This window comes from Glycomyces sp. YM15, from assembly GCF_016918015.1.
Classification (GTDB): Bacteria; Actinomycetota; Actinomycetes; order Mycobacteriales; family Micromonosporaceae; genus Glycomyces.
Genome location: NZ_JAERMK010000008.1, coordinates 160,412 through 184,202 on the forward strand (window position 1 = coordinate 160,412; position 23,791 = coordinate 184,202).

General features: G+C 69.8%; 21 protein-coding genes. 7 read left to right on the forward strand and 14 right to left on the reverse strand.

Annotation, left to right across the window (positions count from 1 at the left end):
* Positions 1-3: 3 nt before the first annotated feature.
* The 4 genes from JHY01_RS11290 to JHY01_RS11305 form a co-directional block, all read right to left on the reverse strand.
* A complete protein-coding gene (locus JHY01_RS11290; RefSeq protein WP_205325731.1) occupies positions 4-294 on the reverse strand; it encodes a hypothetical protein in 291 nt (96 codons plus the stop codon).
* Positions 295-327: 33 nt separating this feature from the next.
* Positions 328-834 carry a DUF948 domain-containing protein gene (locus JHY01_RS11295; protein WP_205325732.1) on the reverse strand — a complete coding sequence of 169 codons (507 nt, stop codon included), beginning with the start codon at positions 832-834 and terminating at the stop codon, positions 328-330.
* A 204-nt stretch (positions 835-1,038) separates the two neighbouring features.
* Positions 1,039-1,599: a hypothetical protein gene (locus JHY01_RS11300; protein WP_205325733.1), complete on the reverse strand. Its 561-nt coding sequence runs from the start codon at positions 1,597-1,599 to the stop codon at positions 1,039-1,041.
* Positions 1,589-2,956, reverse strand: a complete 1,368-nt coding sequence (locus tag JHY01_RS11305; protein WP_205325734.1) for a replication-associated recombination protein A — start codon at positions 2,954-2,956, stop codon at positions 1,589-1,591. The genes JHY01_RS11300 and JHY01_RS11305 overlap by 11 nt, the downstream gene beginning before the upstream one ends.
* Before the next feature lie 140 nt (positions 2,957-3,096).
* Between JHY01_RS11305 and JHY01_RS11310 the strand changes: the two genes are divergently transcribed.
* The 4 genes from JHY01_RS11310 to JHY01_RS11325 all read left to right on the forward strand — a co-directional run bounded on the left by JHY01_RS11310 (position 3,097) and on the right by JHY01_RS11325 (position 8,586).
* Positions 3,097-4,146, forward strand: coding sequence for an iron ABC transporter substrate-binding protein (locus JHY01_RS11310; RefSeq protein WP_205325735.1), 1,050 nt, complete (start codon positions 3,097-3,099; stop codon positions 4,144-4,146).
* A gap of 32 nt (positions 4,147-4,178) precedes the next feature.
* On the forward strand, positions 4,179-5,762 hold the full coding sequence (locus JHY01_RS11315) for an iron ABC transporter permease (protein WP_205325736.1): 1,584 nt from the start codon (positions 4,179-4,181) through the stop codon (positions 5,760-5,762).
* On the forward strand, positions 5,759-6,751 hold the full coding sequence (locus JHY01_RS11320) for an ABC transporter ATP-binding protein (RefSeq protein ID WP_205325737.1): 993 nt from the start codon (positions 5,759-5,761) through the stop codon (positions 6,749-6,751). Before JHY01_RS11315 ends, JHY01_RS11320 begins: the two co-directional genes overlap by 4 nt.
* A gap of 89 nt (positions 6,752-6,840) precedes the next feature.
* Positions 6,841-8,586 (forward strand): carbon starvation protein A, encoded by a 1,746-nt coding sequence (locus JHY01_RS11325; protein WP_205325738.1) that lies wholly within the window; start codon positions 6,841-6,843, stop codon positions 8,584-8,586.
* A gap of 53 nt (positions 8,587-8,639) precedes the next feature.
* On the opposite strand, the gene JHY01_RS11330 is transcribed toward JHY01_RS11325, so the two are convergent.
* Both JHY01_RS11330 and JHY01_RS11335 read right to left on the reverse strand, forming a co-directional pair.
* On the reverse strand, positions 8,640-9,524 hold the full coding sequence (locus JHY01_RS11330; RefSeq protein ID WP_205325739.1) for a hypothetical protein: 885 nt from the start codon (positions 9,522-9,524) through the stop codon (positions 8,640-8,642).
* A 98-nt stretch (positions 9,525-9,622) separates the two neighbouring features.
* Complete coding sequence (locus tag JHY01_RS11335; RefSeq protein ID WP_205325740.1) at positions 9,623-11,815, reverse strand: immunoglobulin-like domain-containing protein; 2,193 nt, start codon at positions 11,813-11,815, stop codon at positions 9,623-9,625.
* A 259-nt stretch (positions 11,816-12,074) separates the two neighbouring features.
* On the opposite strand from JHY01_RS11335, the gene JHY01_RS11340 reads away from it, so the two are divergent.
* Entirely contained in the window at positions 12,075-13,145 is a 1,071-nt protein-coding gene (locus tag JHY01_RS11340) for a sorbosone dehydrogenase family protein (RefSeq protein WP_205325741.1), read from the forward strand.
* 64 nt (positions 13,146-13,209) lie between these two features.
* Here JHY01_RS11340 and JHY01_RS11345 read toward each other — a convergent pair whose 3' ends face one another.
* The 6 genes from JHY01_RS11345 to metF all read right to left on the reverse strand — a co-directional run bounded on the left by JHY01_RS11345 (position 13,210) and on the right by metF (position 19,928).
* Positions 13,210-14,535 carry a serine/threonine-protein kinase gene (locus tag JHY01_RS11345; protein ID WP_205325742.1) on the reverse strand — a complete coding sequence of 442 codons (1,326 nt, stop codon included), beginning with the start codon at positions 14,533-14,535 and terminating at the stop codon, positions 13,210-13,212.
* A 219-nt stretch (positions 14,536-14,754) separates the two neighbouring features.
* Positions 14,755-16,542: an aspartate--tRNA ligase gene (aspS, locus tag JHY01_RS11350; protein ID WP_307814389.1), complete on the reverse strand. Its 1,788-nt coding sequence runs from the start codon at positions 16,540-16,542 to the stop codon at positions 14,755-14,757.
* Between the two features lie 559 nt (positions 16,543-17,101).
* Positions 17,102-17,620 (reverse strand): SAV_6107 family HEPN domain-containing protein, encoded by a 519-nt coding sequence (locus tag JHY01_RS11355; RefSeq protein WP_205325744.1) that lies wholly within the window; start codon positions 17,618-17,620, stop codon positions 17,102-17,104.
* Between the two features lie 259 nt (positions 17,621-17,879).
* Positions 17,880-18,260, reverse strand: coding sequence for a tetratricopeptide repeat protein (locus JHY01_RS11360; RefSeq protein WP_205325745.1), 381 nt, complete (start codon positions 18,258-18,260; stop codon positions 17,880-17,882).
* A gap of 41 nt (positions 18,261-18,301) precedes the next feature.
* Positions 18,302-18,910 carry a hypothetical protein gene (locus tag JHY01_RS11365; RefSeq protein ID WP_205325746.1) on the reverse strand — a complete coding sequence of 203 codons (609 nt, stop codon included), beginning with the start codon at positions 18,908-18,910 and terminating at the stop codon, positions 18,302-18,304.
* Between the two features lie 112 nt (positions 18,911-19,022).
* Complete coding sequence (gene metF / locus JHY01_RS11370; RefSeq protein ID WP_240192635.1) at positions 19,023-19,928, reverse strand: methylenetetrahydrofolate reductase [NAD(P)H]; 906 nt, start codon at positions 19,926-19,928, stop codon at positions 19,023-19,025.
* A 96-nt stretch (positions 19,929-20,024) separates the two neighbouring features.
* Between metF and JHY01_RS26610 the strand changes: the two genes are divergently transcribed.
* Complete coding sequence (locus tag JHY01_RS26610; protein ID WP_205325747.1) at positions 20,025-21,077, forward strand: polyprenyl synthetase family protein; 1,053 nt, start codon at positions 20,025-20,027, stop codon at positions 21,075-21,077.
* 148 nt (positions 21,078-21,225) lie between these two features.
* Positions 21,226-21,885 (forward strand): hypothetical protein, encoded by a 660-nt coding sequence (locus JHY01_RS11380; RefSeq protein WP_205325748.1) that lies wholly within the window; start codon positions 21,226-21,228, stop codon positions 21,883-21,885.
* A 98-nt stretch (positions 21,886-21,983) separates the two neighbouring features.
* Here the strand turns inward: JHY01_RS11380 and JHY01_RS11385 are convergent, their stop codons facing one another.
* Complete coding sequence (locus JHY01_RS11385) at positions 21,984-23,156, reverse strand: PrsW family intramembrane metalloprotease (RefSeq protein ID WP_205325749.1); 1,173 nt, start codon at positions 23,154-23,156, stop codon at positions 21,984-21,986.
* Positions 23,153-23,746: a hypothetical protein gene (locus JHY01_RS11390; protein WP_205325750.1), complete on the reverse strand. Its 594-nt coding sequence runs from the start codon at positions 23,744-23,746 to the stop codon at positions 23,153-23,155. The genes JHY01_RS11385 and JHY01_RS11390 overlap by 4 nt, the downstream gene beginning before the upstream one ends.
* Positions 23,747-23,791 lie beyond the last annotated feature (45 nt).

Genomic DNA, 23,791 nt, shown 5'->3' on the forward strand with positions numbered 1-23,791 from the left:
CTGCTAGAACGACCGGCCGCGGGCCGGGTCGCCCTCTTCTTCGTCTTCAGTGAGGAGCGGCGTGATGTCCTCGCCGCGCTCGATCGCTTCGAACAGCTCGGCCTCCTTGGCCTGCTTGGCCTCAGAGACGTCCGCCCAGAACGCTTTGAACGATGCCCTCATTTCAGCACCGGCGTCGCCCACACGCTCGGCGACCCCGCCGGGAGTGACCGACTCCGCCGCCTTCGTGACCTTGCGGACCACGATCACGCCGACCGCGATACCGATGCCTACCCAGATCATCCGTTTCAACACGGGTACTCCTCAAGCCGTTTTGTCGCGTGCGGTCTACTCGCCGGACTTCCGGCGGGCCTTCGCGGCCCGCTTCGCCTGGCGCTTGGTCTGGCGCGAAGCCTCGACCATGCGCCGCACCTGCTGCTCGTCCACGTCCTGGTGGCGCTTCTTGACGGCCGTGCGCAGGCCGAACCCGAACGCGGCGGCCTTCACCAGCGGGGAGCCGACGGCCGAGACGACCAGGCTCGTGATGTTGGCGACGTTCGAGGAGATGTGCGCTGCGTTCCCGGTGATCGTGCCGACCTTCTCCAGCTCGCCCTCGACCTGGGTGAGGGAGCCGTTGACGTTGTCGAGGGTGGTGTTCACGTTCCGCAGGATCGGGCCGATCTCGTGATCGACCTTGTCGAGCGTCTTGTTGACGCGATTGAGGGTCGCGGTGGCCTTGTTGATGAGGCGGAAGGCGAGCATCACGCACAGGAGGAAGAAGCCGAGCCCTGCGAGCAGGACCCCCAGCTCCCAGACGCTCCCGGTCCATCCTGCCGCCAAGGTCTCCTCAGGCACGGTTTCCCCCTGTGTCGCGATACCGCCGGTGCTGTGACCCGGCGATGCAGTGTGTGGTCTCGGCCCTTTCGAGCCCGAACGCGCCGGCCGTACGGTGCCGTCGGCGAAGCCGGGCTCTCACGCAGGAGCGGCGCGGTGTCGACCTTACCTTGCGGGATCGGACATCCGGCGCAACGGGGCGGTCAGTCCACAAGCCAGTGCTCGCTAGGTCGACATGCGCTCCTCGGCGAGGCGCGGCAGGGCCGCCTGCGCGGCGACCACGGCGGTGACCTCGGCGCCGACGCACAGCTCGTAGCGGTCGCCGCAGTCGACCGGGACGACCCACAGCTCTAGGTACAGCTCGTCCCGGACGTAGCAGCCCTCCTCGCCGAAGCCGCCCACGCACTCCTCCGGGTCGGCCGGAATCCAGCCCGCGTTCAGGACCGCCTGCCAGTACTCGTTCGCCGTGTCGTCCACTGTGCCTTCAGAAGTCCACGTGCGCATCCGGACCCGGCACTCCCCCAGGCACCAGCGGCTGCCATACGTCTCGTCGTGCACGCTCACCGCGGCCCAGCCCGGCACCGCGAGTTCGTCGACCGCCCGGCGCGTCGGGTCGACGCTGAGGGCCCGGCCCAGCCACAGGACGGCCGCGACCAGGAGCACCGCGAGGACTGCGATCACCGCCACCGTCATGCGCAGGCGCTCGATCCGCGCCCCGGAGCGCTCCAGGTCGGCGGCGAGGCGGTCCGAGGCGCGCCCGTCGCGGCGCGGCGGGTCAGTCGCCATCGGCCGGTCTGCGCACGATCCGGCGCAGCTTCTCGAGGCGCTCGCCGATCTCGGCCTCCAGGCCGTGTCGGGTCGGGCGGTAGTAGTCGCGCCCGGCCACGACGTCGGGCGCGTACCGCTGCGGGACCACACCGCGCGGGTCGGAGTGCGGGTAGACGTACGCCTTGCCGTGCCCGAGGGAAGAGGAGCCCTGATAGTGGGCGTCGCGGAGGTCGGCCGGGACGGGGCCGATCTTCCCTTGGCGCACATCGCGCATCGCCTCGTCGATCGCGGTGATGACCGCGTTCGACTTCGGGGCCGTGGCGAGGTGCGCGACCGCCTGGGCGAGGTTGATGCGGGCCTCGGGCAGGCCGATGCGCTCGACCGCCGTGGAGGCGGCCGTGGCTGCCAGGAGCGCGGTCGGGTCGGCCATGCCGACGTCCTCGGAGGCGAAGATGACCAGGCGGCGGGCGATGAACCGCGGATCCTCCCCCGCCACGAGCATCCGCGCCAGGTAGTGCATCGCGGCGTCGACGTCGGATCCGCGGAGGCTCTTGATGAAGGCGCTGGCCACGTCGTAGTGGCCGTCGCCGTCGCGGTCGTAGCGGACCGCGGCGGTGTCGATCGCGGCCTCGACGATCGCGACGGTGATCTCGGGTTCGCTCCCGGCGGTGAGCGCGGCGGCCTCCAGGGCCGTCAAGGCCTTCCGCGCGTCCCCGGCGGCGGTGCGCACGAGGTGGTCGCGGGCCTCCTGCTCCAGGGTGACCTCGCCGTTCAGTCCGCGTTCGTCCTCGACGGCGCGGTCGACGAGCTCGCCGATGTCGGTGGCGTCGAGTTCGCGGAGGGTGAGGAGGACGCAGCGGCTCACGAGCGGGGCGACCACCGAGAAGTACGGGTTCTCGGTGGTGGCGGCCAGGAGTGTGACGGTGCGGTCCTCGACCGCGCCGAGCAGGGAGTCCTGCTGGGTCTTGGTGAAGCGGTGCACCTCGTCGATGAAGAGGATGGTCTGCGGTCCGCCGGTGCGGCGGACGCGGCGGGCCTCGTCGATCGCGGCGCGCACGTCCTTCACGCCGGAGTTCAGCGCGGACATGGCGCGGAAGCGCCGGTCACCGGCCTGGGCGACGAGGTGCGCGATGGTGGTCTTGCCGGAGCCGGGCGGGCCCCACAGGATCACCGACAGCGGCTGGCGGCCCTCCACGACCTGGCGCAGCGGCGACCCGGCACCGAGGAGGTGGTCCTGCCCGACGAGCTCGTCGAGCACGCGCGGTCGCATCCGCACGGCGAGGGGCTCGTCGCCGGAAGCGGAGCCGGTGCCGAGGATGCCCGAGCTCTGCGGCTCCGGCGGCGCGGCCGTATCGAACAACCCAGGTGCGTCCATAACCCAACCAGCGTAAGCCATCTGCGAGTGGTCATCGAATCACGAGGGGTTGCTTGAATCTTGAATTGAACTTAGGTTAGGCTTGCCTGGCCTGTTCGGACCGCGAACATGCATGGCTCATTTCTGTGAAAGGCCCGGCCATGTCAGCACTGATCACCCGTCGAGGATTCGCCCTCCTCGGTGCCACCGCCCTCGCCGCCCCCTTGGCGGCGTGCGGCTCCGACGACACCCCCGCGGGCGAGGAGAGCGCCGCCGAGGACCAGCCCGTGGTCCTCTACAGCGGCCGCAACGAAGAACTGATCCAGCCCCTGCTCGACCAGTTCACCGAGGCCACCGGCGTCGAAGTGGACGTCCGCTACTTCGACTCCGCGGAGGCCGCCGGCCTGCTGCTCGAAGAGGGCGACCGCAGCCCCGCCCACCTGTTCCTCTCCCAGGACGCGGGCGCGCTCGGCGCGGTCGCGAAGGCCGGGCTGCTCACCGAACTCGACGGCGGGCTGCTCGAGCGCGTCCCGGAGGCCTACCGGGCGTCCGACGGCACCTGGGTCGGCCTGACCGGCCGCTCCCGGGTCATGGTCTACGACCCCGCCAAGATCACCGCGGCCGAACTGCCCGCGTCGGTCTGGGACCTCACCGGCGAGGAGTGGGACGGCCGCGTCGCCATCGCCCCGCTCAACGGCTCCTTCCAGGCGTTCGTGACCGCGCTGCGCGTCACCGGCGGCGACGAGGCCGCGGCCGCATGGCTCGAGGGCATGGCCGACGCCCCCCAGAAGGAGAAGAACGGCCCCATCGTCGAGGGCGTCGCCTCCGGTGAGCTCGAAGCGGGCCTGGTGAACCACTACTACATCTACGAGAAGGCCGCCGAAGCCGGCGTCCCGGTCGAGGAGTACGGACCGGCGCTCCACTACTTCGCCCCCGGCGACCCCGGTGGTCTGGTCAACGTCTCCGGCATCGGCGCGCTCGGCGACTCGGCCGAGAACGCGAACGTCGCCGCACTGCTGGACTACCTGCTGGCGACCGACGCGCAGACCTACTTCGCCGAGACGACCTTCGAGTACCCGCTCATCGAGGGCGTGGCCGGTCCCGCGGGACAGCCCGCGCTCACCGAGCTCGCCGGCCCCGCGATCGACCTGAACGACCTCGACGACCTCGAGACCACGGTCCAGATGATCCAGGAAGCCGGGCTCGCGTAGGACCCGGCACCGACAATCGAAGCGGCATGCGCATGACCTCGACCGCTCACCGCGACCGCGCGGCGACCAGCCCGCCCGGCCGGGCGCTCCTGCGCCGGGCCGGGTCGGCCGCCGCGTGGCTGTGGTGCCTGCCCGCCGTCGCCGCCGCGCTGGTGCCGCTGGTCTACCTGACCTGGCGCACCGCCGAAGCCGGGGGCGCGGCGGTCCTCGAGCAGCTGGCGCGCCCGCGCCTGGCCCAGATGACCCTGAACACGCTGCTGCTGTCCGGGGCCGTCACGATCAGTTGCCTGGTCATCGGTACCACCACGGCCTACCTGGTCTCGCGGACCGATCTGCGCGCCCGAACGGCGGTCCACCTCGCGGCCTCGCTGCCGCTCGCCGTCCCCACCTACGTCGCCGCCTTCGCATGGCGGGCGGCGTTCCCGGACGCCGACGGGTTCTGGATCTCCGCGCTCGTGCTGACCGTCTCCAGCTTCCCGTACGTCCACCTGCCGGTCGCCGCGGCGCTCATGCGCACCGACCCGGCCCTGGAGGAGCAGTCCCGGATCCTCGGCGACGGGCCCTGGCGGACCTTCTTCAAGGTGACCCTCCGCCAGATCGCCCCGGCCGCGGTGGCCGGAGCGCTGCTGTGCGCCCTCTACGTGTTCCACGACTTCGGCGCGGTCTCGATCCTCCGCTACGAGACGTTCACGACCGCGATCTACTCGGCCTGGAAGCTCGGATTCGACCGCACCGGCGCACTGGTCCTGTCCACCGCGCTCGCGGCGCTGGCGCTGGTCCTCCTCACCGCGGAATGGGCCGCCGCCGCACCGGGCAGGCGGGCCCGGCGCGACAGCGCCTCCGGGCGCGAGCCGACCCGGCTGCGCCTCAGGCGCACCGCTCCGCTCGCCTACCTCGCCCTCGCCGGTCTCACCGCGCTCTCGCTGGGCGTCCCCGCCTGGAGCCTCGTCCGCTGGACCCTCGACGGCGTCTCCACCGCCGATCCGGCCGAAGTGTGGGCCGCGGCGTGGACCTCACTCAGCCTGTCGGCCGCCGCGGCGGCCCTCACCGTCGCGCTCGTCGTCCCCGTCGGGCTCTACGCCGCCCGGCACCGGAGCGTCCTCGCCGCCGCCACCGAACGCGTCGTCTACCTCGGATACGCCCTGCCGGGAGTGGTCATCGGCCTGTCGCTGGTGTTCCTGGCGATCAATGTCGATTGGATCTACGAGCGCTTCTACCAGTCGGCCCCGCTCCTGGTGTTCGGCTACGCCGTGATGCTGCTGCCGCTGGGAGCCGGTGCGGTCAAGGCCAGCGCGGCGCAGGCGTCCCCGCAGCTGGGGCAGGTCGCGGCGTCGCTCGGCGCGGGTCCGGTCCGGCGGCTCGCGACGATCACGCTGCCGCTGACGGCGCCGGGCATCGCCGCCGGTGCGGCGCTGGTGTTCCTGACGGCGATGAAAGAGCTTCCGGCGACGCTGCTGCTGCGTCCGGCCGGGACAGAGACCCTGGCGACGCGTCTGTGGACGTACACCGACATCGCCGCCTTCTCCGCGGCCGCGCCGTACGCCACGCTGATCGTCGTGGTCTCGGCGGTGCCGATCTGGTTGCTGGGCAGAAGAATCGGGAGGCTCCGGCCATGAGCGAACTGCGTATCGAAGGCCTGCGCAAGACATTCGGCGACACCGTCGCCGTCGACGGCGCGGACCTGACGGTCGCCGAGGGCGAGCTGGTCGCCGTGCTGGGGCCCTCGGGTTGCGGGAAGACCACGCTGCTGCGTTGCGTGGCCGGGTTCGAACGGCCCGACGCCGGTTCGATCGCGATGGCGGGCAGGCGGATCGATCACCTGCCTCCGCAGGCGCGGCGGGTCGGCGTGGTGCCGCAGGAGGGTGCGCTGTTCCCGCATCTGTCGGTGGGCCGCAATGTCGGCTACGGGTTGCGGGGGTCGGGCCGTGCGGGGCGGGTCGCCGAGGTGCTGGAGCTGGTGGGCCTGGGCGGGTACGAGCGTCGGATGCCGCATGAGCTGTCGGGGGGGCAGCGGCAGCGGGTGGCGCTGGCGCGGGCGATGGCGCCCAGGCCCGAGTTGATCCTGCTCGACGAGCCGTTCAGCGCGCTCGATGCCGGTCTGCGGCAGTCGGTGCGGGGTGAGGTGGCCGCGGCGCTGCGGGCCGACGGCGCGACGGCGGTGCTGGTGACGCACGATCAGGACGAGGCGTTGAGCATGGTCGAGCGGGTGGCGGTGATGCGCGAGGGCCGTATCGTCCAGTTCGCTCCTCCGGCGGAGGTGTACCGGTTCCCGGTCGATCCGTGGACGGCGTCGTTCGTGGGCGATGCGGTCTGGCTGGACGGCGACGTGGCCGCGGGCGCGGCGTCGACCGTGGTCGGCGAGGTCGCGGCCGAGGGCCCCGACGGTCCGGCTCGTCTGCTGCTGCGGCCCGAGCAGCTGCGGTTGGGCGAGGGCGAGCCCAATGCGACGGTATCCGAAGTGGAGTATTTCGGCCACGACGCGCTGGTGACGTTGGCGTTCGCGGGCGGTGTGCGGTTGCGGTCGAGGGTGCTGGGCGGGGCTCCGGCTGCGGGGCAGCGGGTTTCGGTCGCGGTGGACGGGGCTGCGCGGGTGTTCGCGCCCTGATCGTCCGGGCATTGACAGGTGCGAATGCGCACCTCTACGGTGAACACATTCCTCAGTAGCGCACGTCACATTCACATTGGGAGGCAATGATGCCCGCAATGGTCCTGGCGATAGCGGTCCTCGCGCTCTTCGCGTGCGGATTCCTCTTCTACGCCCGATACCTCTCGCAGAAGGTCTACCGGCTCGACCCGGAGTACGTGACCCCCGCCCACCGCTTCAACGACGGGGTCGACTTCGTCCCCACCAACAAGCACGTCCTGTTCGGACACCATTTCACCTCGGTCGCCGGAGCCGCCCCCATCGTCGGCCCGGCCATCGCCGTCTACTGGGGCTGGCTGCCCGCGCTCATCTGGATCGTCGTCGGCACCATCGTCGCCGCCGGCGTCCACGACATGGGCGCCCTCGTGCTCTCCGTGCGCCACAAGGCGAAAGGCATCGGCACGCTCACCAAGGACGTGGTCGGCCGCCGCGCCGGCACGCTGTTCCTGATCATCATCTTCTTCCTGCTGACCCTCGTGAACGCCGTGTTCGCCGTGGTCATCGGGAACCTCCTGGTGGCCTATCCCGGGGCCGTGATCCCGATCTTCGGCGAGATCCCCATCGCGATCGCCATCGGCTACTACGTCTACAAGCGGCGCGGTGCGGCCCTCGTGCCGAGCCTCCTCGGCGTCGCAGCCCTGTACGTCCTCATCTGGATCGGCGACGCGGTGCCGCTCGACATCACCCCGCTCGCCGAAGGGCTCGGGATCGACAACCCGCGCAACGTGTGGATCGTGATCCTGTTCGCCTACACCTTCGTCGCCGCCCGCATCCCGGTGTGGGTGCTGCTGCAGCCCAGGGACTACATCAACTCCCACCAGCTGTTCGTGGCACTCGCGCTGGTGCTCCTCGGCGTCGGCGTGGGCTGGAACACGATCGTCGCGCCCGCGCTCAACACGGTGCCCGAGGACAGCCCGAGCATGTGGCCGTTCCTGTTCATCACCGTCGCGTGCGGCGCGATCTCCGGGTTCCACTGCCTCGTCTCCTCCGGGACCTCCTCGAAGCAGCTCGACAAGGAGACCGACGCCAAGTACGTCGGCTACGGCGGCGCGCTCGGCGAAGGCAGCCTCGCGCTGTGCTCGATCCTGGCGGTCAGCGCCGGTGTCGCAGCGACGCAAGCGGACTGGCAGTCGCTCTACCCCGACTTCGCGACCGCTTCGGGCGGCGCGACCTCGAACTTCGTGAACGGCATCGCGGTGTTCGCGAACAACCTCGGCATCCCGCTCGACATCGCCGCGATCTTCGCGGCGGTCGTGGTGATCTCCTTCGCGGCGACCACCATGGACACCGGGGTGCGGCTCCAGCGGTATGTGGTGCAGGAGATCGCGGAGATGGCCGGCTGGCGGAAGGTCGCGAACCACCTGACGCTCGCCACCGCCGTCGCCGTCGCCATCCCGCTCGCCTTGGCGCTCATGCCCGGCGGCGAGGACGCCGGGTACGCGTTCGGCGTCCTGTGGCAGCTGTTCGGCACCACCAACCAGCTCCTGGCGGGCCTCGCGCTCGCCGTGATCGCGGTGTGGGTGACCAAGCGGCGCGCCAACCCGATCGCGATCCTCGTGCCGCTGGTGTTCCTGGTGGGCATGACGACCTGGGCGCTCATCGAGAACCTGGGCCGCTTCATCGAACAGGGCGAATGGGTGCTCGCTCCGCTCGACGCGATCATCTTCCTGCTGGCGCTCTGGATGATCGTCGAGGCCGCCCGCGGCCTCGCGGCCGCCTGGAACGACCGGCCGGGACCTGCGCGCACGGCCCCGTCGGAAGAGGACGAGCCGGTCGCCGAACCGGCCGCCGAATAGGCGAAAGGGCCGCCGCACCGAAACCGGTGCGGCGGCCCTGCCCGATGCGGGGGTTACATGCCGCCGAGGCCGGCGGCGAGCTCCTCGAAGTCGTGCAGGTTCGTCGACTCGGGGGCCTTGATGTCGTAGGTGCCGCCGATCTCGACGATCTCGCTGTTCATCTCCATGACCATGCCCTCCATCTCGGGCATCGTCATGCTCATCGACTTGAGCAGGCCGGCGTCGTCGAGGGTCACGGTGACCTCCGTGCCGTCGATCGCGGCGGCCGCGTCCGCGCCGCCCATCGCGGAACCGGACAGGGCCGACATGGCCTCGGAGTCGGCGCTGAGCGTGCCGGTGAAGGTGTTGTCGCCGGTCTCCTCGACGTTCTCCAGCTCCGAGAGCATGAGCTCGGTCTGCTGCGCGAGGTCCATGCCGCCGTACTGGGCGTAGACCTGGGCCATCTGCTCGTCCGAGGTGAGGTCCATCGTGAACCAGGCGTCCTCGCCGAAGCTCTCGGACAGGGCGTCGAACATGCCGCCGCTCATCTGCATGTACATGACCTTGTCGACGACGACCGTCTCGGTGTGCATGTCGCCGAGCAGACCGGCCATCATGGCCTCTTCCTCGGCGGTCATCGTCTCGCCCGAGGCCTCCATCATGGCGCCCATGAAGATGTCGGCGCTGGCCTGGGAGTTCTCGCCTTCGTACATGCCGGTCATGGCCATGAAGTCGACGCCGTCGATGGTCATGGTCGACTCCATCTTGTACGAGGAGGCGTTGAGGTTCTCGACCGAGGCGAGGACGGCGTCGGCGGGGCTGAGCGCGGCGGCCGCGCCTTCTTCAGCGGCGGTGGTCGCCTCTTCGGAGGGCTCTTCGGCGCCGCAGGCGGCCAGTCCGAGACCGAGGGCGGGGACGGCGAGCGCGCCGATCAGACGGGTGGCGGTACGGGAGGACATGGTTGCTCCTGGGTTTCGGGGAGATCTGAGTTCCGTTGCCGAGCATAAGGGAGGGCCTCCACACCACCGGGTGCAGAGGCCCTCCCATCACAGAATGGTTACCAGGCTTGTTGCAGCCGTTCGTATTCCGCGGCAGTGATCGGCAGCACCGTGCCGTGGCGCGGACTCGAAGGCAGGTCGAAGTCGGCCACGGGGGTCCATTCGCCGGAGGCGAGGTCGGTGGTCTCGAACGGGACGTAGCCGCGCCCGCCGAACTCGTCGATGAACAGGTACCACCTGTCCTCCGTGTTGGACTTGAAGACCAGCGGCCCTTCGCCTGCGCTGATGGCGCCGGAGCCGATGCAGTCGGCGAGGAATTGCCATTCGGCGTCGACGGCGAGGGAAGTGGCGGTCTCGGCGAGGATGAACTTGCCGCACGGGGTCGAGGCGGAATTCGAGCGCTCGTCCTTGGTGAAGCGGTAGTACACGCCGTCGGACTCGATCATCGTCGAGTCGATCGTCGAGTAGCCCTGGTCGACCCACACCTGCGCTTCGGAGAAGTTCACGAAGTCGCGGGTCGTCGCGTACATCATGCGGTGGTAGAAGCCCTCGGAGTGGTCCTCGGTGGTGAACAGCGGGGAGGCCCAGTAGACGACGTAGGCGTTCTGGGCGGCGTCCCAGTAGGCCTCGGGAGCCCAAGTGGCGCCGGCGTTCTCGGGCGAGACCTCGACGAGGCGGCCTTCGCTCCAGTTCACGAGGTCGTCGGATTCCCAGACCATGATGCTGAGGCTGCCGTGGCGCTGGGCCCGGTTCCAGTCGCCGTTGCCGTTGATCTTGAGGTCGGTGGCTATGAGGAAGAACCGGTCGCCTTCGGGCGAGCGGATGAGGAACGGGTCGCGCACGCCCTGCTCGCCCTGGTCGGAGGTGAGGATCGGCTTGGCGTCGTTCAGTTCGGTGAAGCTGAGCGGATTGTCGCCGTCGCTCAACGCGCCGTAGACCTGCTCGCCGGTGGGCGTGCCCTCACCGGTGAAGTAGGTGAAGAAGTAGCCGGTGTAGTCGGCCTCGGCCGGGAGCGGCGGCACGGTGGCGATGAAGGTGAGCTTCTGCTTCTCGCCGCCGCGTTCGACGGTGGCCTTGAGCTTGACGGTGTAGGTCTCGCCGCCCGGCTCGGCGCGGTGCACCAGGCCGTCGTTCGCGATGACCGCCCGGTTGTCGGACTTCCATTCGATCGTGGAGCCGTTGGCGCCCTCGGTGGGCAGGTGGATCGCCGAGCGCACGTCGTCGAGGTTCGGGATCGAGACGGCGGCGGCGTCGAGGGCGACGGCCTCTTCGTCGTCGTATTCGGCGAGGACGGTCGCCGTGAAGTCGCGTTGTTCTTGCACGGAACCGAGGATAGCGGTTGCCGTTAGGGTGACCGTCGCGTCGTCGGCGTCCATCGCCGGACGGGTGACCGAGCCGTCAGTGCCGATCACCTCGGGATCGCTAGAGGCCCAAGTGATCTGGGAGCCGTTCGCGCCCCGCGTCGGCAGGTCGAGATCGGCGATGACGGCCGTCGTGTCGCCGAGGTCGATCGCGGCGGCGTCCTCGGCGGCCTTCTCGGCGCTGATGTGGGCGGCCTGCTCGCCGATCTCGGCGCCGGAGAGCGCGCCGTCGTAGATCCGGAAGTCCGCGAACGCGCCCTTGAAGTAGCGGTCACCCCTGTAGAGGGAGCGGCCGAGGTAGTTCGCGGTGGTGGCACCGGCGCCGATGTCGCCGGGGGTGATGGTGACGGCCTCGTTGCGAGCCACTTCCTGGCCGTTGAGGTAGAGGACGGCCGTGCCGCCTTCGAGCGTGTAGGCGAGGTGGTTCCAGGTGCCGCGGGCGAGGTTCTGGCCGCTCGAGGCGTTCTGCTCGCAGGTCCAGTGGCAGGTGGAGATCGAGGTCCGGTAGCCGTTGCCGGTGGTGAAGAGGTAGCCGCTGCCCCAGTCGCCACTCGAGTTGCCGAGGCCGTAGATGAAGTACGGGCTGGCCTGGTCGGGCTCGATGTAGACCTCGGCCGTCACGGTGATCGCGTCGAGACCGGCGAGGAGGTCGTCGGGCAGGTCGACGTAATCGTCGACGCCGTCGAGGTGGAGGCCTTCGTTCCAAGTACCGCCGCCGACGAGGGCGCCGTCGCGGCCGTTCCCGGAGGCGTCGGCGACGACGGAGCCGCTCGCCTCGTCGAACTGGTACCAGAGAAGCGGGCCGTCGGATGGGGCGGCGACCGCCGCCGAGGCCGGAAGCGCCACTGCCGCAATGGCGGCGAGGGCGCCGATGAATCGTTTAGACGTCACTGTCCAACCAATCTTCGCTCAAACGATCATGCAGGTCGGAACCTGCGTGATCGGTAACCGTCAGGGGCTGCGATCAGCTTATTCCGACCCTCGGCATAAGCGAACGTTCCAATGTCACGATTCTCGATCGATTTCGACGATTCCGGCCGCCTGGACATCCGTCCTCATCCGCGCTTACGATGGCAATTAGATTGATATACCTCTATATCAGATTTTCTTCGCTTTCTTCACCCGGCACCAAGAGAGACAAGGAGCAGCCATGCGACGCAGACTGCCCGCCATCGGCGCGGCGTTCGCGGGACTCGCCCTGGCCGTCGGCACGGCCACGGCATCAGCCCAGGAAGGCCCTGAGATCGAACCCCTCCAGGACCCCGAGTTCGACTTCAGAACCGGCGACACGGTCGCCACCGGCCTCACGATCCCGTGGGGGCTCGGCTTCCTCCCCGACGGATCCGGAATCGTGGCCGAGCGCAACTCCGGCGACGTGCTCCGGATCGGCACCGACGCCGACCCGGTGGTCCTCGGGAACCTCGAGGTCGTCGCCGGCGCGGGCCAGTTCGACGAACGCGGGCTTCTGGGCCTGGCGATCTCGCCTACCTTCGCGACCGACGGCTGGGTGTACGCGTATCTCTCGACCGCCGAGGACAACCGGGTGGTGCGCTTCCACCTCGACACATTCGAACCCGAACCGGTCCTCACCGGGATCCCCTCGGCGCTCAACCACAACGGCGGTCGCCTGGCCTTCGGCCCGGACGACAAGCTGTACATCACCACCGGCGACGCGAACGACACCGCGAACTCGCAGGACCTCGAGAGCCTCGGCGGCAAGATCCTGCGCGTCAACGCGGACGGATCGGTGCCCGAGGACAACCCGATCGCAGGCTCGCCGGTCTACAGCTACGGGCACCGGAACGTGCAGGGACTCTCATGGGGCCCGGACGGCGAGATGTACGCGACCGAGTTCGGCCAGAACACCTGGGACGAACTCAACCACATCCGACCCGGGGCGAACTACGGCTGGCCCGAGGTCGAGGGGACGGGAGGCGATCCGGAGTACGTCGACCCGCTGGTCACCTGGACCACCGCCGAGGCCTCGCCTTCAGGGGGCGAGGTCGTCGGCGACACCATGTACGTCGGAGCCCTGCGCGGCCAGCGCCTGTGGACGGTGCCGGTGGCGGGAGGCGAGGCCGGTGACCCTGTGGCCGTGCTGGAATCGGCGCTCGGCCGCATCCGCACGGTCGAGCTCGGCCCGGACGGCTGGCTGTGGGTGACCACTTCGAACGGCGGCGACCAGGACAAGGTGGTGCGATACCGGCCGATCGGCGGCTAGCGCCCGCAATGCGTTGACGAACGGGGCCCGGGGAAGATCCCGGACCCCGACATCGTTGCTGCCGTTAATCAGCGGCTGGACTGCCTTCAGTCGTGGGCGGACCTTCCGTGCTCGGCTCAGGGTCCTCGGACGTCGGCGGGTCGGAGGTCGGCTCCTCAGTGGCCGGCTCCTCAGTCGTCGGAGTCTCCGAAGGCGTCTCGCTGGGTGTCTCGGAGGTCTCCTCCTCGGTGGTGGGATGCCAGTCGTTGTCGTCGTAGTCTTCCTCGGAGGTCTCGTCTTCCGTAGGCGACGGCGACTCTGAGCTCTGCACGGATGTGGACGACGGCTCGGGGCTGTCGATCTCCACGCTGGGAGTGCCGTTTCGGTCGTCGAGCCAGATGAGCAGACCGATGATGGCCAGGATCATGATCACCGCCGCGGTGATGATCCATGGTGTGGCGCTTCGATTCTCCTCTTCCTGCGCCATCGCGCCGGTGGGCTGCTCGGCGGTGTTGCCGCCGCCTCCGACGCCGGCGCCGAGGAGGGCGGTCTGGTCCGAGCCGAAGTACTGGGTCCGCTGGCCGTCGGGCGGGGTCGTGGGCGAGACGGGGATGCCGCCGGTGACGACGCGGCCTTCGCGGGCCGAGCGGGCCATTTCGGCGGCCGAGGTGTAGCGGGCGCGCGGGTCTTTCTGGAGGGCCTGGAGCACGACTTGGGCGACCCCGGCCGGGATCTCGCGGGAGAGCGGCGGCGGGGCCTGGGTCATGTGGCCGTTCATGACCGCGACGGGCGTGTCGGAGACGAACGGCGGGCGGCCCATGAGCGCTTCGTACGCGACGATGCCGAGCGAGTAGAGGTCGCTGGCCCCGGTCAGCTCGGCGCCGTTGAGCTGCTCGGGAGAAGCGTAAGCGAGCGTGCCCATGACGGTGCCGGTCTCGGTGAGGCCGGAGGCGCCGCGGGCGGCGGAGATGCCGAAGTCGACGATCTTGGCCGCGCCGGTCTCTTCGTCGACGAGGAGGTTGGCGGGCTTGATGTCGCGGTGGATGATGTCGTGGCGGTGCGCGGTCTCGAGGGCGTCTGCGGCGGCCGCGACGATGCTCATGACCTCCGCGGGGGGCAGTGTGCCGCGGTCGCGGAGGATCTCGGCGAGCGAGCGGCCCCGCACGAGTTCCATGATGAGGTAAGAGACTTCGCCGTCGTCGTTGGTCTCTTCGCCGTAGTCGTAGAGCGCGACGATGCCGGGCGACTGGAGGGCCGCGACGGCGCGGGCCTCGAGCTGGAAGCGGGTGCGGAACTTGTCGTTGCTCGACAGTCCAGCATGGAGGATCTTGATGGCCACGGAGCGGCCGAGCCGGGTGTCGGTGCCCTTCCAGACCTCCCCCATGCCGCCTGCGGCAATCCGCTCATCCAATCGATAGCGACCCGCCACCAAGGTCCCGCTCTGCACGTCGAACCCGCTCCTCTTACTCCTGCATCGGCCGGATGTTACATATAGCAGCCGTCAGCGGTCCGCGGCGGCCGCCTTCACGGACTCCTGCCAGTCGGAATTGGCTGAGGGGCAACCGGGCACGCATCGAACGAACGGCGGCCCGGGCCGCAGGCCCGGGCCGCCCACTACGACATCGTAGGGCTAACCGGCAACCGCCTCGGTACCCGCTTCCTCTTCGGGCACGAAGTCGATGCCGGCCTCGGCGCGCTGCTCGGGCGTGATCGGCGTCGGAGCCGAGGTCAGCGGGTCAGCGCCGCCGCCGGACTTCGGGAACGCGATGACGTCGCGGATGGAACTGGAACCGGCCAGCAGCATGCAGACGCGGTCCCAGCCGAGGGCGATGCCGCCGTGCGGCGGGGCGCCGTACTTGAGGCCGTCGAGGAGGAAGCCGAACTTGTCCTCGGCCTCTTCGTGGCTGATGCCGAGGAAATCGAAGACGCGGCTCTGCACGCTGCTGTCGTGGATACGGATCGACCCGCCGCCGAGCTCGTTGCCGTTGCAGATGATGTCGTAGGCGTAGGTGAGCGCGTTCTCAGGGTCGGTCTCGAACTTGTCGATCCATTCCGGGTTCGGCGAGGTGAACGGGTGGTGCGGCGAGGTCCAGCCGCCCTCGTCGGTGCGCTCGAACATCGGGAAGTCGACGACCCAGCAGAACGCCCAGGCGTTGGGATCGATGAGGCCTGTGCGCTTGCCGACTTCGAGGCGGGCCGCGCCGAGCAGCTCCTGGGCCTCGCGGCGGTCGGTGGAGGCCGCGAAGAAGACCGCGTCCCCGGCCTTGGCGCCCACGGCGTCGGCGAGACCGGCCAAGTGTTCCTCGGAAAGGTTCTTCGCGACAGGGCCCTTCGGCTCCCCAGTCTCGGCGTTGAAGGTGATGTAGGCGAGGCCCTTGGCGCCGCGCGCCTTGGCCCAGTCCTGCCAGCCGTCGAGCTCCTTGCGGGTCTGGGAGGCGCCGCCGGGCATGACGACCGCGCCGACGTAGCCGCCGGCGTCGATCGCGCCCGCGAAGACGCGGAACTCGGTGCCGCGCAGGTAGTCGGTGAGTTCGACGAGCTCCTGGCCGAAGCGCAGGTCGGGCTTGTCGGAGCCGTAGCGGTCCATGGCCTCGCGGAAGGTGAGCTTCGGCAGCGGACCAGGCAGTTCGTAGTCGGCGAGTTCCCGCCACAGGGCGCCGACGATGCGCTCGCCGAGGCCGATGACGTCCTGCTCGGTGACGAAGGAGGCCTCGATGTCGAGCTGCGTGAACTCGGGCTGGCGGTCCGCGCGGAAGTCCTCGTCGCGGTAGCAGCGGGCGATCTGGTAGTACTTCTCGAATCCGCCGACCATGAGGAGCTGCTTGAACAGCTGCGGGGACTGCGGGAGGGCGTACCAGGTGCCGGGCTGGAGGCGCACGGGCACCAGGAAGTCACGGGCGCCCTCAGGGGTGGAGCGGGTCAGCGTCGGAGTCTCGATCTCGACGTAGCCCTCCTCCTCCAGGAGGTTGCGGGCGATGTGGTTGGCCTTCGAGCGCAGGCGGATCGCCTCGTTGGGGCCGCTGCGGCGCAGGTCCAGGTAGCGGTGGCGCAGGCGGATGTCCTCGGAGACGTCCACGTGGTCGTCGATCTGGAACGGCAGCGGCGCGGCCTCGGACAGCACCTCGAGGCCGGTCGCGGTGATCTCGATCTGGCCGGTCGGCAGGTCCGGGTTCTCGTTGCCTTCGGGGCGGCGCGCGACGGTGCCGGTGACGGAGACGCAGTACTCGTTGCGGAGTTTCTGGGCGGCCTCCGCGGCCTCCGAGTCTCGGAAGACGACCTGGACGACGCCCGAGGCGTCGCGCAGGTCCACGAACTCCACCCCGCCGTGATCGCGGCGACGCGCCACCCATCCGGCGAGGGTGACTTGCTGGTCGACGTCAGCGGCACTCAACGTGCCGGCGAGGTGTGTCCGATACACGGGTTCAAAACTCCTCGAAGGAAACGGTTGGTCGATTGGACCGGCGGAGCCGGTTCGCGGCGTGCGGTGCTCGTTCGAAATACCGCGCCGAGGCCCGCTTCGCGGGCCGGGGACGATGACATTCTCTCGAGAATCCGGTGCCAGCAGCAATCGTATAACCGCGCGCAGCGCAGTGACTCGGCCGTGCCGCCCGCCACGGCGGACGTCACGCAGGTCACGCCATGAGCCGACGGCGACGAGGTCTGGACGACGGAGGCGCCGGTCGCCTGACGCGCGAACGGGTGGCTGCGCTTCCTCCCGAAGCGGGTGCCGCATCGGCTGCGCGCGCTGTGTACTCGTCGGTAGCGAGAGGTGCGGCAAAGCCGCAGCGCTTCAGCGTCGACGCCGACCTACCATGCCGCACTCGCGCCTCGATGCGCGAGCGCGCTGCTAAGCCATTGCATCGACGCGCCGCTGTGGCTCTCTTCGGCGCGCAGGCGCGCTAGCCCGCCGATCCTTGCTCGCAAGCGCGCTGATCAGCTCCTACTTCAGCCCGCGAGCGCGCTCCTGCGCCTCGGCTTCAGCGCGCGAGCGCACTGAAGCCGAGCAGCCTCACCACCACGTCGAGGAAGCGGCGGGCGTCGGCGACGATCGCGTCCGCCTCCTCAGGGGTGACGATGTCGGGGATGCCTGCCTGCGCGAGGACCCGCTTGCGGGCGGTGCGGGCGAAGTACGAGGCCCACTCCTCCAGTTCCGGGGCCACACCCCGCAGGAGCTCCCAGGTGCTCGACGGGCGGCCGGGCCGCCGCCTGCCCGTGGCGTCGCCCGCCCGCACGGCGAGGACGGCCACGGCCACCCTGAGGGCCGCGAGGTGAGCCTCCGCATAGCGTTCGCCGGGGCGGGTGCGTTCCGCCGCGTCGTCAAGGTCGACGCGGGCGGTGGCGAGGAGTTGGAGCGGGGAGCGGTTGGGAAGCTGGTCGGCGGGAATGCGCAGGCGCGAGTTCTGCACGGTGCCCGCCTGCACCAGTCGGGGCCCGCTCGCGCCGCGGGCTCCCACGGGCGAGGCGGATCGAGTTACGGCGGGTCGAGAAGCTGCCATGACGTGGGCCTCCTAAACCTGTTCGAACTTGCGTTCGAGAAATATGGAACCACAGAGGTGCGACATTTCCAACCCCCATCGTCGCCTGAAATCAGCGAACGGCTACGGAGTGTCGTGCATCCGACAGCATTCCCATTGCACGACAACAGAAAAGGGCCGCGAACCTTACAGTTCGCGGCTCCTGGAATTCGCCTGCGGCACACCTGTTGTTCGAACGAACCCGGGCGGCCGCGCTAAGCCGCCCGACGGTTCGAACGGTCTATTCGGCGATCTCGTCGATCATGCGGAGGTGGCCGCGCGCCTCGTCGGCGCGGCCGAGCCGCTGCAAGGTGCGGCCGAGCAGCCTGCGGGCGTAGAAGTCCGCCGGGTTGGCCTCGACCATCTTCTCGGAGAGCTCGAGCGCCCGGTTCAGCTGCGCGGACTTGAAGTACGCGCGCGCGGCCGCGAGCATGACGTCCGGGTGGTCCGGGTGGTCGCGCAACAGCGGCGCGAGGAACTGCAGGGCCCCGAGCGGGTCCTTGAGGGCCAGCATCTCCTCGGCGTCGCGCAGCCGCCGAACCTCCTCCGGGATCTGGCGCGGACGCGAGTCGGAGTCGATGAAAGCGGCGATCTGGTCGTCGGTGATGTCGTCGTAGCGCATGCCGTGGACAACGCAGGCGCGCTTCGGATCATTCCCTGCGATCAGTCGTTGCGCAGCGCCGTCGCGACCACGATCACCAGCTGCAGCAGCCCCAGCGCGGCCAGCAGCAGCCAGGCGGTCACCGCGATCGTGATCGCGCCGCCGATCCACTGCTCGTACTGCCCACCGCCGGCGACGGCGATCACGCCCGCCGCGCCGAAGCCGAGGGCGACCACGAGTTCGCGGACCGACCGCTCCCCCATCGTGGTCATGCCGAGGTCGCGCAGGCCGACCTGCCGGGCCCGGTTGCGGGTGAGCACGTACATCCAGCACAACGCGCCGGTGACCGTGACACTCCAGCCGGGCGCGCCGAGGAACCACAGCGCGAGGAGCCACGACCCTTCGGAGAGGCGCGCGGCGAGCGGCTCGAACACCAGGACCCGGCGGGTGAGGCTCGTCGAGCGCGCCGCGAGCAGCGCGTACGAGGAATCGGCCAGCGCGGTGATCGCGATGAGCGGCAGGGAGACCAGGATGATCGGTCCCCCGAGGAGGACGCATATGGGAATGAGGAGGCTGGCGACGAGGCCGACGCCGACAACGGCCCCGGGCTGGAACCGGGTGGAGAGGATGACCCTGCCTACAAGGGAGTCGGCGGGCACACGGGTGCGCATGGATGTTGTTGTAGCAGACGGCATCAACCGCGCATTCGCAGCATCGAACATAAAAGAGGACTCTACGTGCCCGAGCGGTGACCGCAATCCCTCGATCGGGTAGCCGACAGTCCTAAGGGCGGAGGTTCTGCCAGACGCGCCGGGTGGAACGGGAGTGGTTCAAGGTCGTGAAGTGCAGTCCCGGGGCGCCTTCGGCGAGGAGCCGGGCGCCCATGTCGGTGGCGACTTCGACGCCGATGTCGCGGATGGCGTCGCGGTCGTCCTCGACGGCGCGGAGGCGTTCGGCCAGCGCTTCGGGGAAGCTCATGCCGGTGAGGACGGCGAAGCGCTCGATCTGCTTGATGTTGGTGACGGGCATGATGCCCGGGACGATCGGAATGTCGCATCCGGATGCCGCGACGGCATCGCGCAGGCGGAGGTAGTCGTCGACGTCGTAGAAGATCTGGGTGATCGCGAAGTCGGCCCCGGCGCGGCATTTCTCGACGAAGTGGCGCACGCCGGTGTCCCAGTCGAGGTCGCGCGGGTGGCCTTCGGGGAAGGCGGCGACGCCGACGCTGAAATCGCCGGACTCCTTGATGAGTTCGACGAGCTCGCGGGCGTGGAGGACGCCTTCGGGGTGCTGGACCCAGTCGGCGCGCGGGTCGCCCGGCGGGTCGCCGCGCACGGCGAGGATGTTGCGCACGCCGACGTTGGCGAAGTGGCCGATGAGGTTGCGCAGTTCGGCGATCGAGTGGTTCACGGCCGTGCAGTGGGCCATGGTCAGGAGGGTGGTCTCGGAGTTGATCCGCTCGGTGGTCTCCACGGTCTTCAGCCTGGTGGAGCCGCCCGCGCCGTACGTGACGGAGACGTAGTCGGCGCCCAGGCCCTCGAGGGCTCGGATGGTGCGCCAGAGGACCGAGTCGGCCTGCTCGTCGCGGGGCGGGAACATCTCGAAGGAGAACTTCGGCATGCCAGAGCGCAGCAGATCACCGATCTTGGCGGTCTTCTGCGGCATCACGCTGGGCACTCCGAGAGTCATGCCTGCAAATGTAACGGCTCGGGTACACGTGTTCTGACCTGCACTGGCGACCACCCAATAGTTGGGACGGAGCGCCGGTCTCCTAGGGTTCGGTCCGTGGAGCTCAACGACCGCATCGACGCCGCCCTGACCGTCTTCCTCGACCGTCAGGCCGCCGTGATCTGCGGGATCGACGACAGTCTCGGCGCGTATGCGGACGCGGTGCGCGATTTCGTGCTGCGGGGCGGCAAGCGGCTGCGTCCCGCGTTCGCGTATTGGGGCGCGCGGGGGGCGGGGCTCGCCGATTCCCCGGAGCTCGTCGCGTGCGTGGCTTCGCTGGAGCTGCTGCAGGCGTCGGCGCTCATGCACGACGACCTCATCGACGGTTCGGACACGCGCCGGGGGATGCCGTCGATCCACCGGCGTTTCGCGGCGCTGCACGAGGCCGAGGGCTGGTCGGGCCGGCCCGGCGGGTTCGGGGCCGCGGCGGCGATCCTGCTCGGGGACCTGTGCCTGGCGTGGTCGGACGAGCTGTTCTGCTCGGCGGGGATGCCGTTCGCGGCGGTCGCGGCCGCGAGGGGCGACTTCGACCTGATGCGCACCGAGGTGAGCGCCGGGCAGTATCTGGACGTGCTCTCGGAGGTGCGCCGGGACGTCTCGGAGGCGACGGCGGCGAAGGTGGCGCGGTACAAGTCGGCGAAGTACACGATCGAGCGGCCGATGCTGATCGGCGCGTCCCTGGCGGGCGCTCCCGAGCGGGTCCGGGCGCATTATTCGGCGATCGGGCTCCCGTTGGGCGAGGCGTTCCAGTTGCGCGACGACGTGCTCGGCGTGTTCGGCGACCCGGTGCAGACCGGTAAGCCCGCCGGGGACGACCTGCGGGAGGGCAAGCACACGTTCCTCATCGCGCGGGCTTCGGCGGCGGCGGACGCGGCGCAGCGGGCGGCCCTGGACTCGGGTCTGGGCGATCCGAACCTCGACGCGGAGGGGGTGGAGCGGCTGCGGGCGGTCCTGATGGACACGGGGGCACTGGCCGACACGGAGGAGCGAATCGGCGCTCTGGCGGCGGAAGCCGAAGCGGCGCTGGAGGACTCGCGTGCGGATGTGGATCCGGCGGCGCTGCAGGTGTTCGCGGGCCTGCTGGTCAAGGCCGTGAAGCGGGACTTCTAGCCGCCGTCCACGTTGGATTTCGTGTCTTTCGGTCGCTTCGGTTCACCCGAATGGGCTGAATCACACCCGCACGGGTGACGCAACGGTTACCACCGGTCCCCTCGCTCGTTGATTCGAGTGAAGGACTTGAAATGGACGGTGGAACACCATGGGACTCTTCGGCGCCATCGGGCGCGAGACGAGGGGCGCGTTCCGTTCCCTCGGTTACGATCTGCGCCAGTCGCGGCGCTTCCGGCGGGCCGGTGCGATCGCGGTGGTGGCGGTCGCCGGCGGCATGATCGCGACGGGGGCGCTGCTGCGCGAGCCCGTGCCGGGCCTTCAGGGTCTCGGCGGCGAAGGCTCGGACATCACCGAGGGCTGGTTCGGCCTGGGTGCCGACACGACCGGTCAGGACGCGGAGTCCTCGGAGCAGGAGACCTCGCAGTCGCCTTCCGCTGCAAGGGAATCCGACGATCCCGAGGTCGCGTCCTCGTCGCCTGCGGCGGATGCGCGGGGCACGAATCTCGGTGAGGCGCCCGGACTGGTGCCGGTCGGCGAGGAGGGCTCGGACCCGGTCGAGGAGCACTCGCCGACGCCGACGCAGGAGCCCACCGAGGAGCCGACGGACGAGCCGACCACCGGCGCGCCGAGCGAGACGCCCACGGAGGAGCCCACGACGGACGCTCCCACGACCGAGGAACCGACGCCGAGCGCTTCGGTGCCCACGAGCGAGGGCCCCACGCAGGAGACGACCTCCGAACCGACGGCGGAGCAGGCCCCGCGCGGCTCGACGGCACCGACCCCCCGCAAGGGCCCCATCGGAGGCTGACGCCTGATCGCGTTGCAGCGCTGCGGCGTTCATGGCGCTGCCGGTGCCGCGCCGACCCGGGCCCCACGTCCTGGGAACGGCGCGCGCCGCGTGCTGCGCTACGAGGCCTTCTCATCGGCCAGCTCGGCCCTGATCGCGGCGATGTTGCGCTTGACGGCGGCCACGTCGGGCCCGTCCTCGCCCGTCTCGCCCCGCCGCTGGTCGCGGGCGACGAGCGTCGCCAGGTTCACCAGCTCCCGGTGCAACTGCCCGAGCAGATGCGAGGCCTCCTTGCCCCACCGCTTGTGCGCGCGCTGCCGGGCCTTGCGTCTGCTGCGCAGCGACCGCATCTCCGTGAGGTCGTCGGCCGTGATCACCGATTCGTCCTGATCGGACATCGTGGTCACGAACCAGTGCCATTCCGCGCGGGCCGCGAAATGGTAGAGCACGAAGAACAGCCCGAGAATGATCAGGCCCTTGCCGTAGCTGAGCGGAATCCCCAGCGCGGGCGGCATGCTCGACGGCAGCGGCAGGTTCCACAGGCCGTGCATCGCGAGGGCCAGGGCGTACAGGCCGACCGCGACGCCGAGGCGGGTGCTGAAACGCCGCCTGGTCTGGGTCACGAAGAACGCGATGCCGAGCCCGGCCGCGCCGGTGTACAGCGGGTGGGACCAGGGCCCGGCGACGAGGACCCGGGTGAACGTCACGGTGAGCGCCCCGGTGAGGTCGGAGTTGGGGTTCATGACCGCGTACTTGATGGCGTACGTGAGGTTCTCGACCACTTGGAAGCCCAGTCCGACGAGCGCGCCGTAGATGAGGCCGTCGATCGACCGGTCGAAGTGCTCGCGCACGATGAGGACGAGCATGGCCACGCCCATGGCCTTGAGCCATTCCTCGTTGAGCGGCCCAGCGATGGGCGGGCCCCAGGTGCGGGCCCATTGGGTGTCGGTGAACTCGGCGAGGACGACGAGCGCGGCGTCGTTGGCGAACATGGCGAAGGGGACGGCGGCGAGGCCGCCCCAGCACATGGCCGCGGCGCGGACGGTGGGCGGTTCGCGTTCGAAGAGGTCGAGGCGGGCGAGGATGTCGAGGAAGAAGAACGCGAGGACCGCGTTCACGCCGATGGAGGCCCACAGGGCGGTGGCGATGTCGCCGTAGTCGGGCGAGAGGACGCGGCCGAGTTCGAGCAGGCCGTAGACGAGGCAGGCGACGAAGAGCCAGTAGGCGGGGCGCCGTATGCGGACGAACGCGCCCTGGCTCTCGACGACGACGCGTTCGGTCCGGACGATCACTCGCCCTCCAGCTTGAACGCGCCGATGAAGGGGTCGGGGTCGACGGTGGCGCTGGCCGGGTCGTCGCCGGGGGCGATGAGGATGAGGATCGCGGCGGCGCCGCCGTCCTCGCCGACGACGGTGATCGACCCGGCGGTGTCGATGCCGACGATGTCGGCGCGGTAGCCCGAGAGGCCGGTGGCCGCGTTCTCGTAGGGCCGTTCGTTGTTGTAGGCGTAGCCGCGTTCGGCGGTGATCGGGTCGGCGCGGCGGATGAGGAGGTTCTTGAGGCTCTCCACGTGGGTGTCGACCTCGACGGTGGCGGTCAGGGCGCCGTGGCGGAAGTCCTGGCGCTGGTCGGCCATGTGGATGCCCGGGGAGGTCCAGCCTTCGCCGGGGAGCTTGAACTCGAGTTTGGCGCCGATGACGGGGTAGGACTGGAGGTAGAGGGTCTCGCCCTTGTCGATGTCCTGCACCGAGTCGCCGAGGGCGCGTTCGATGCCGATCCAGAACACCAGCGGCAGTGCGATCGCGAGGGCCGCGACCACGGCCTGCCACATGCGGCCGTGTTCGACCCCGAACCGGTTCAACCGGATGGTGGCCTCGCCCAAAGTCCCCTCCCCGAGCCTTGACACGCGTGGATATCAAGGTACGGG

Coding starts and splice junctions, on each gene's coding strand:
- JHY01_RS11300 (WP_205325733.1), bottom strand. CDS start 1,599: ATGGCGACTGACCCGCCGCGCCGCGACGGGCGCGCCTCGGACCGCCTC.
- JHY01_RS11305 (WP_205325734.1), bottom strand. CDS start 2,956: ATGGACGCACCTGGGTTGTTCGATACGGCCGCGCCGCCGGAGCCGCAG.
- JHY01_RS11310 (WP_205325735.1), top strand. CDS start 3,097: ATGTCAGCACTGATCACCCGTCGAGGATTCGCCCTCCTCGGTGCCACC.
- JHY01_RS11315 (WP_205325736.1), top strand. CDS start 4,179: ATGACCTCGACCGCTCACCGCGACCGCGCGGCGACCAGCCCGCCCGGC.
- JHY01_RS11320 (WP_205325737.1), top strand. CDS start 5,759: ATGAGCGAACTGCGTATCGAAGGCCTGCGCAAGACATTCGGCGACACC.
- JHY01_RS11325 (WP_205325738.1), top strand. CDS start 6,841: ATGCCCGCAATGGTCCTGGCGATAGCGGTCCTCGCGCTCTTCGCGTGC.
- JHY01_RS11330 (WP_205325739.1), bottom strand. CDS start 9,524: ATGTCCTCCCGTACCGCCACCCGTCTGATCGGCGCGCTCGCCGTCCCC.
- JHY01_RS11340 (WP_205325741.1), top strand. CDS start 12,075: ATGCGACGCAGACTGCCCGCCATCGGCGCGGCGTTCGCGGGACTCGCC.
- JHY01_RS11355 (WP_205325744.1), bottom strand. CDS start 17,620: ATGGCAGCTTCTCGACCCGCCGTAACTCGATCCGCCTCGCCCGTGGGA.
- JHY01_RS11360 (WP_205325745.1), bottom strand. CDS start 18,260: ATGCGCTACGACGACATCACCGACGACCAGATCGCCGCTTTCATCGAC.
- JHY01_RS11365 (WP_205325746.1), bottom strand. CDS start 18,910: ATGCGCACCCGTGTGCCCGCCGACTCCCTTGTAGGCAGGGTCATCCTC.
- metF (WP_240192635.1), bottom strand. CDS start 19,928: ATGACTCTCGGAGTGCCCAGCGTGATGCCGCAGAAGACCGCCAAGATC.
- JHY01_RS11380 (WP_205325748.1), top strand. CDS start 21,226: ATGGGACTCTTCGGCGCCATCGGGCGCGAGACGAGGGGCGCGTTCCGT.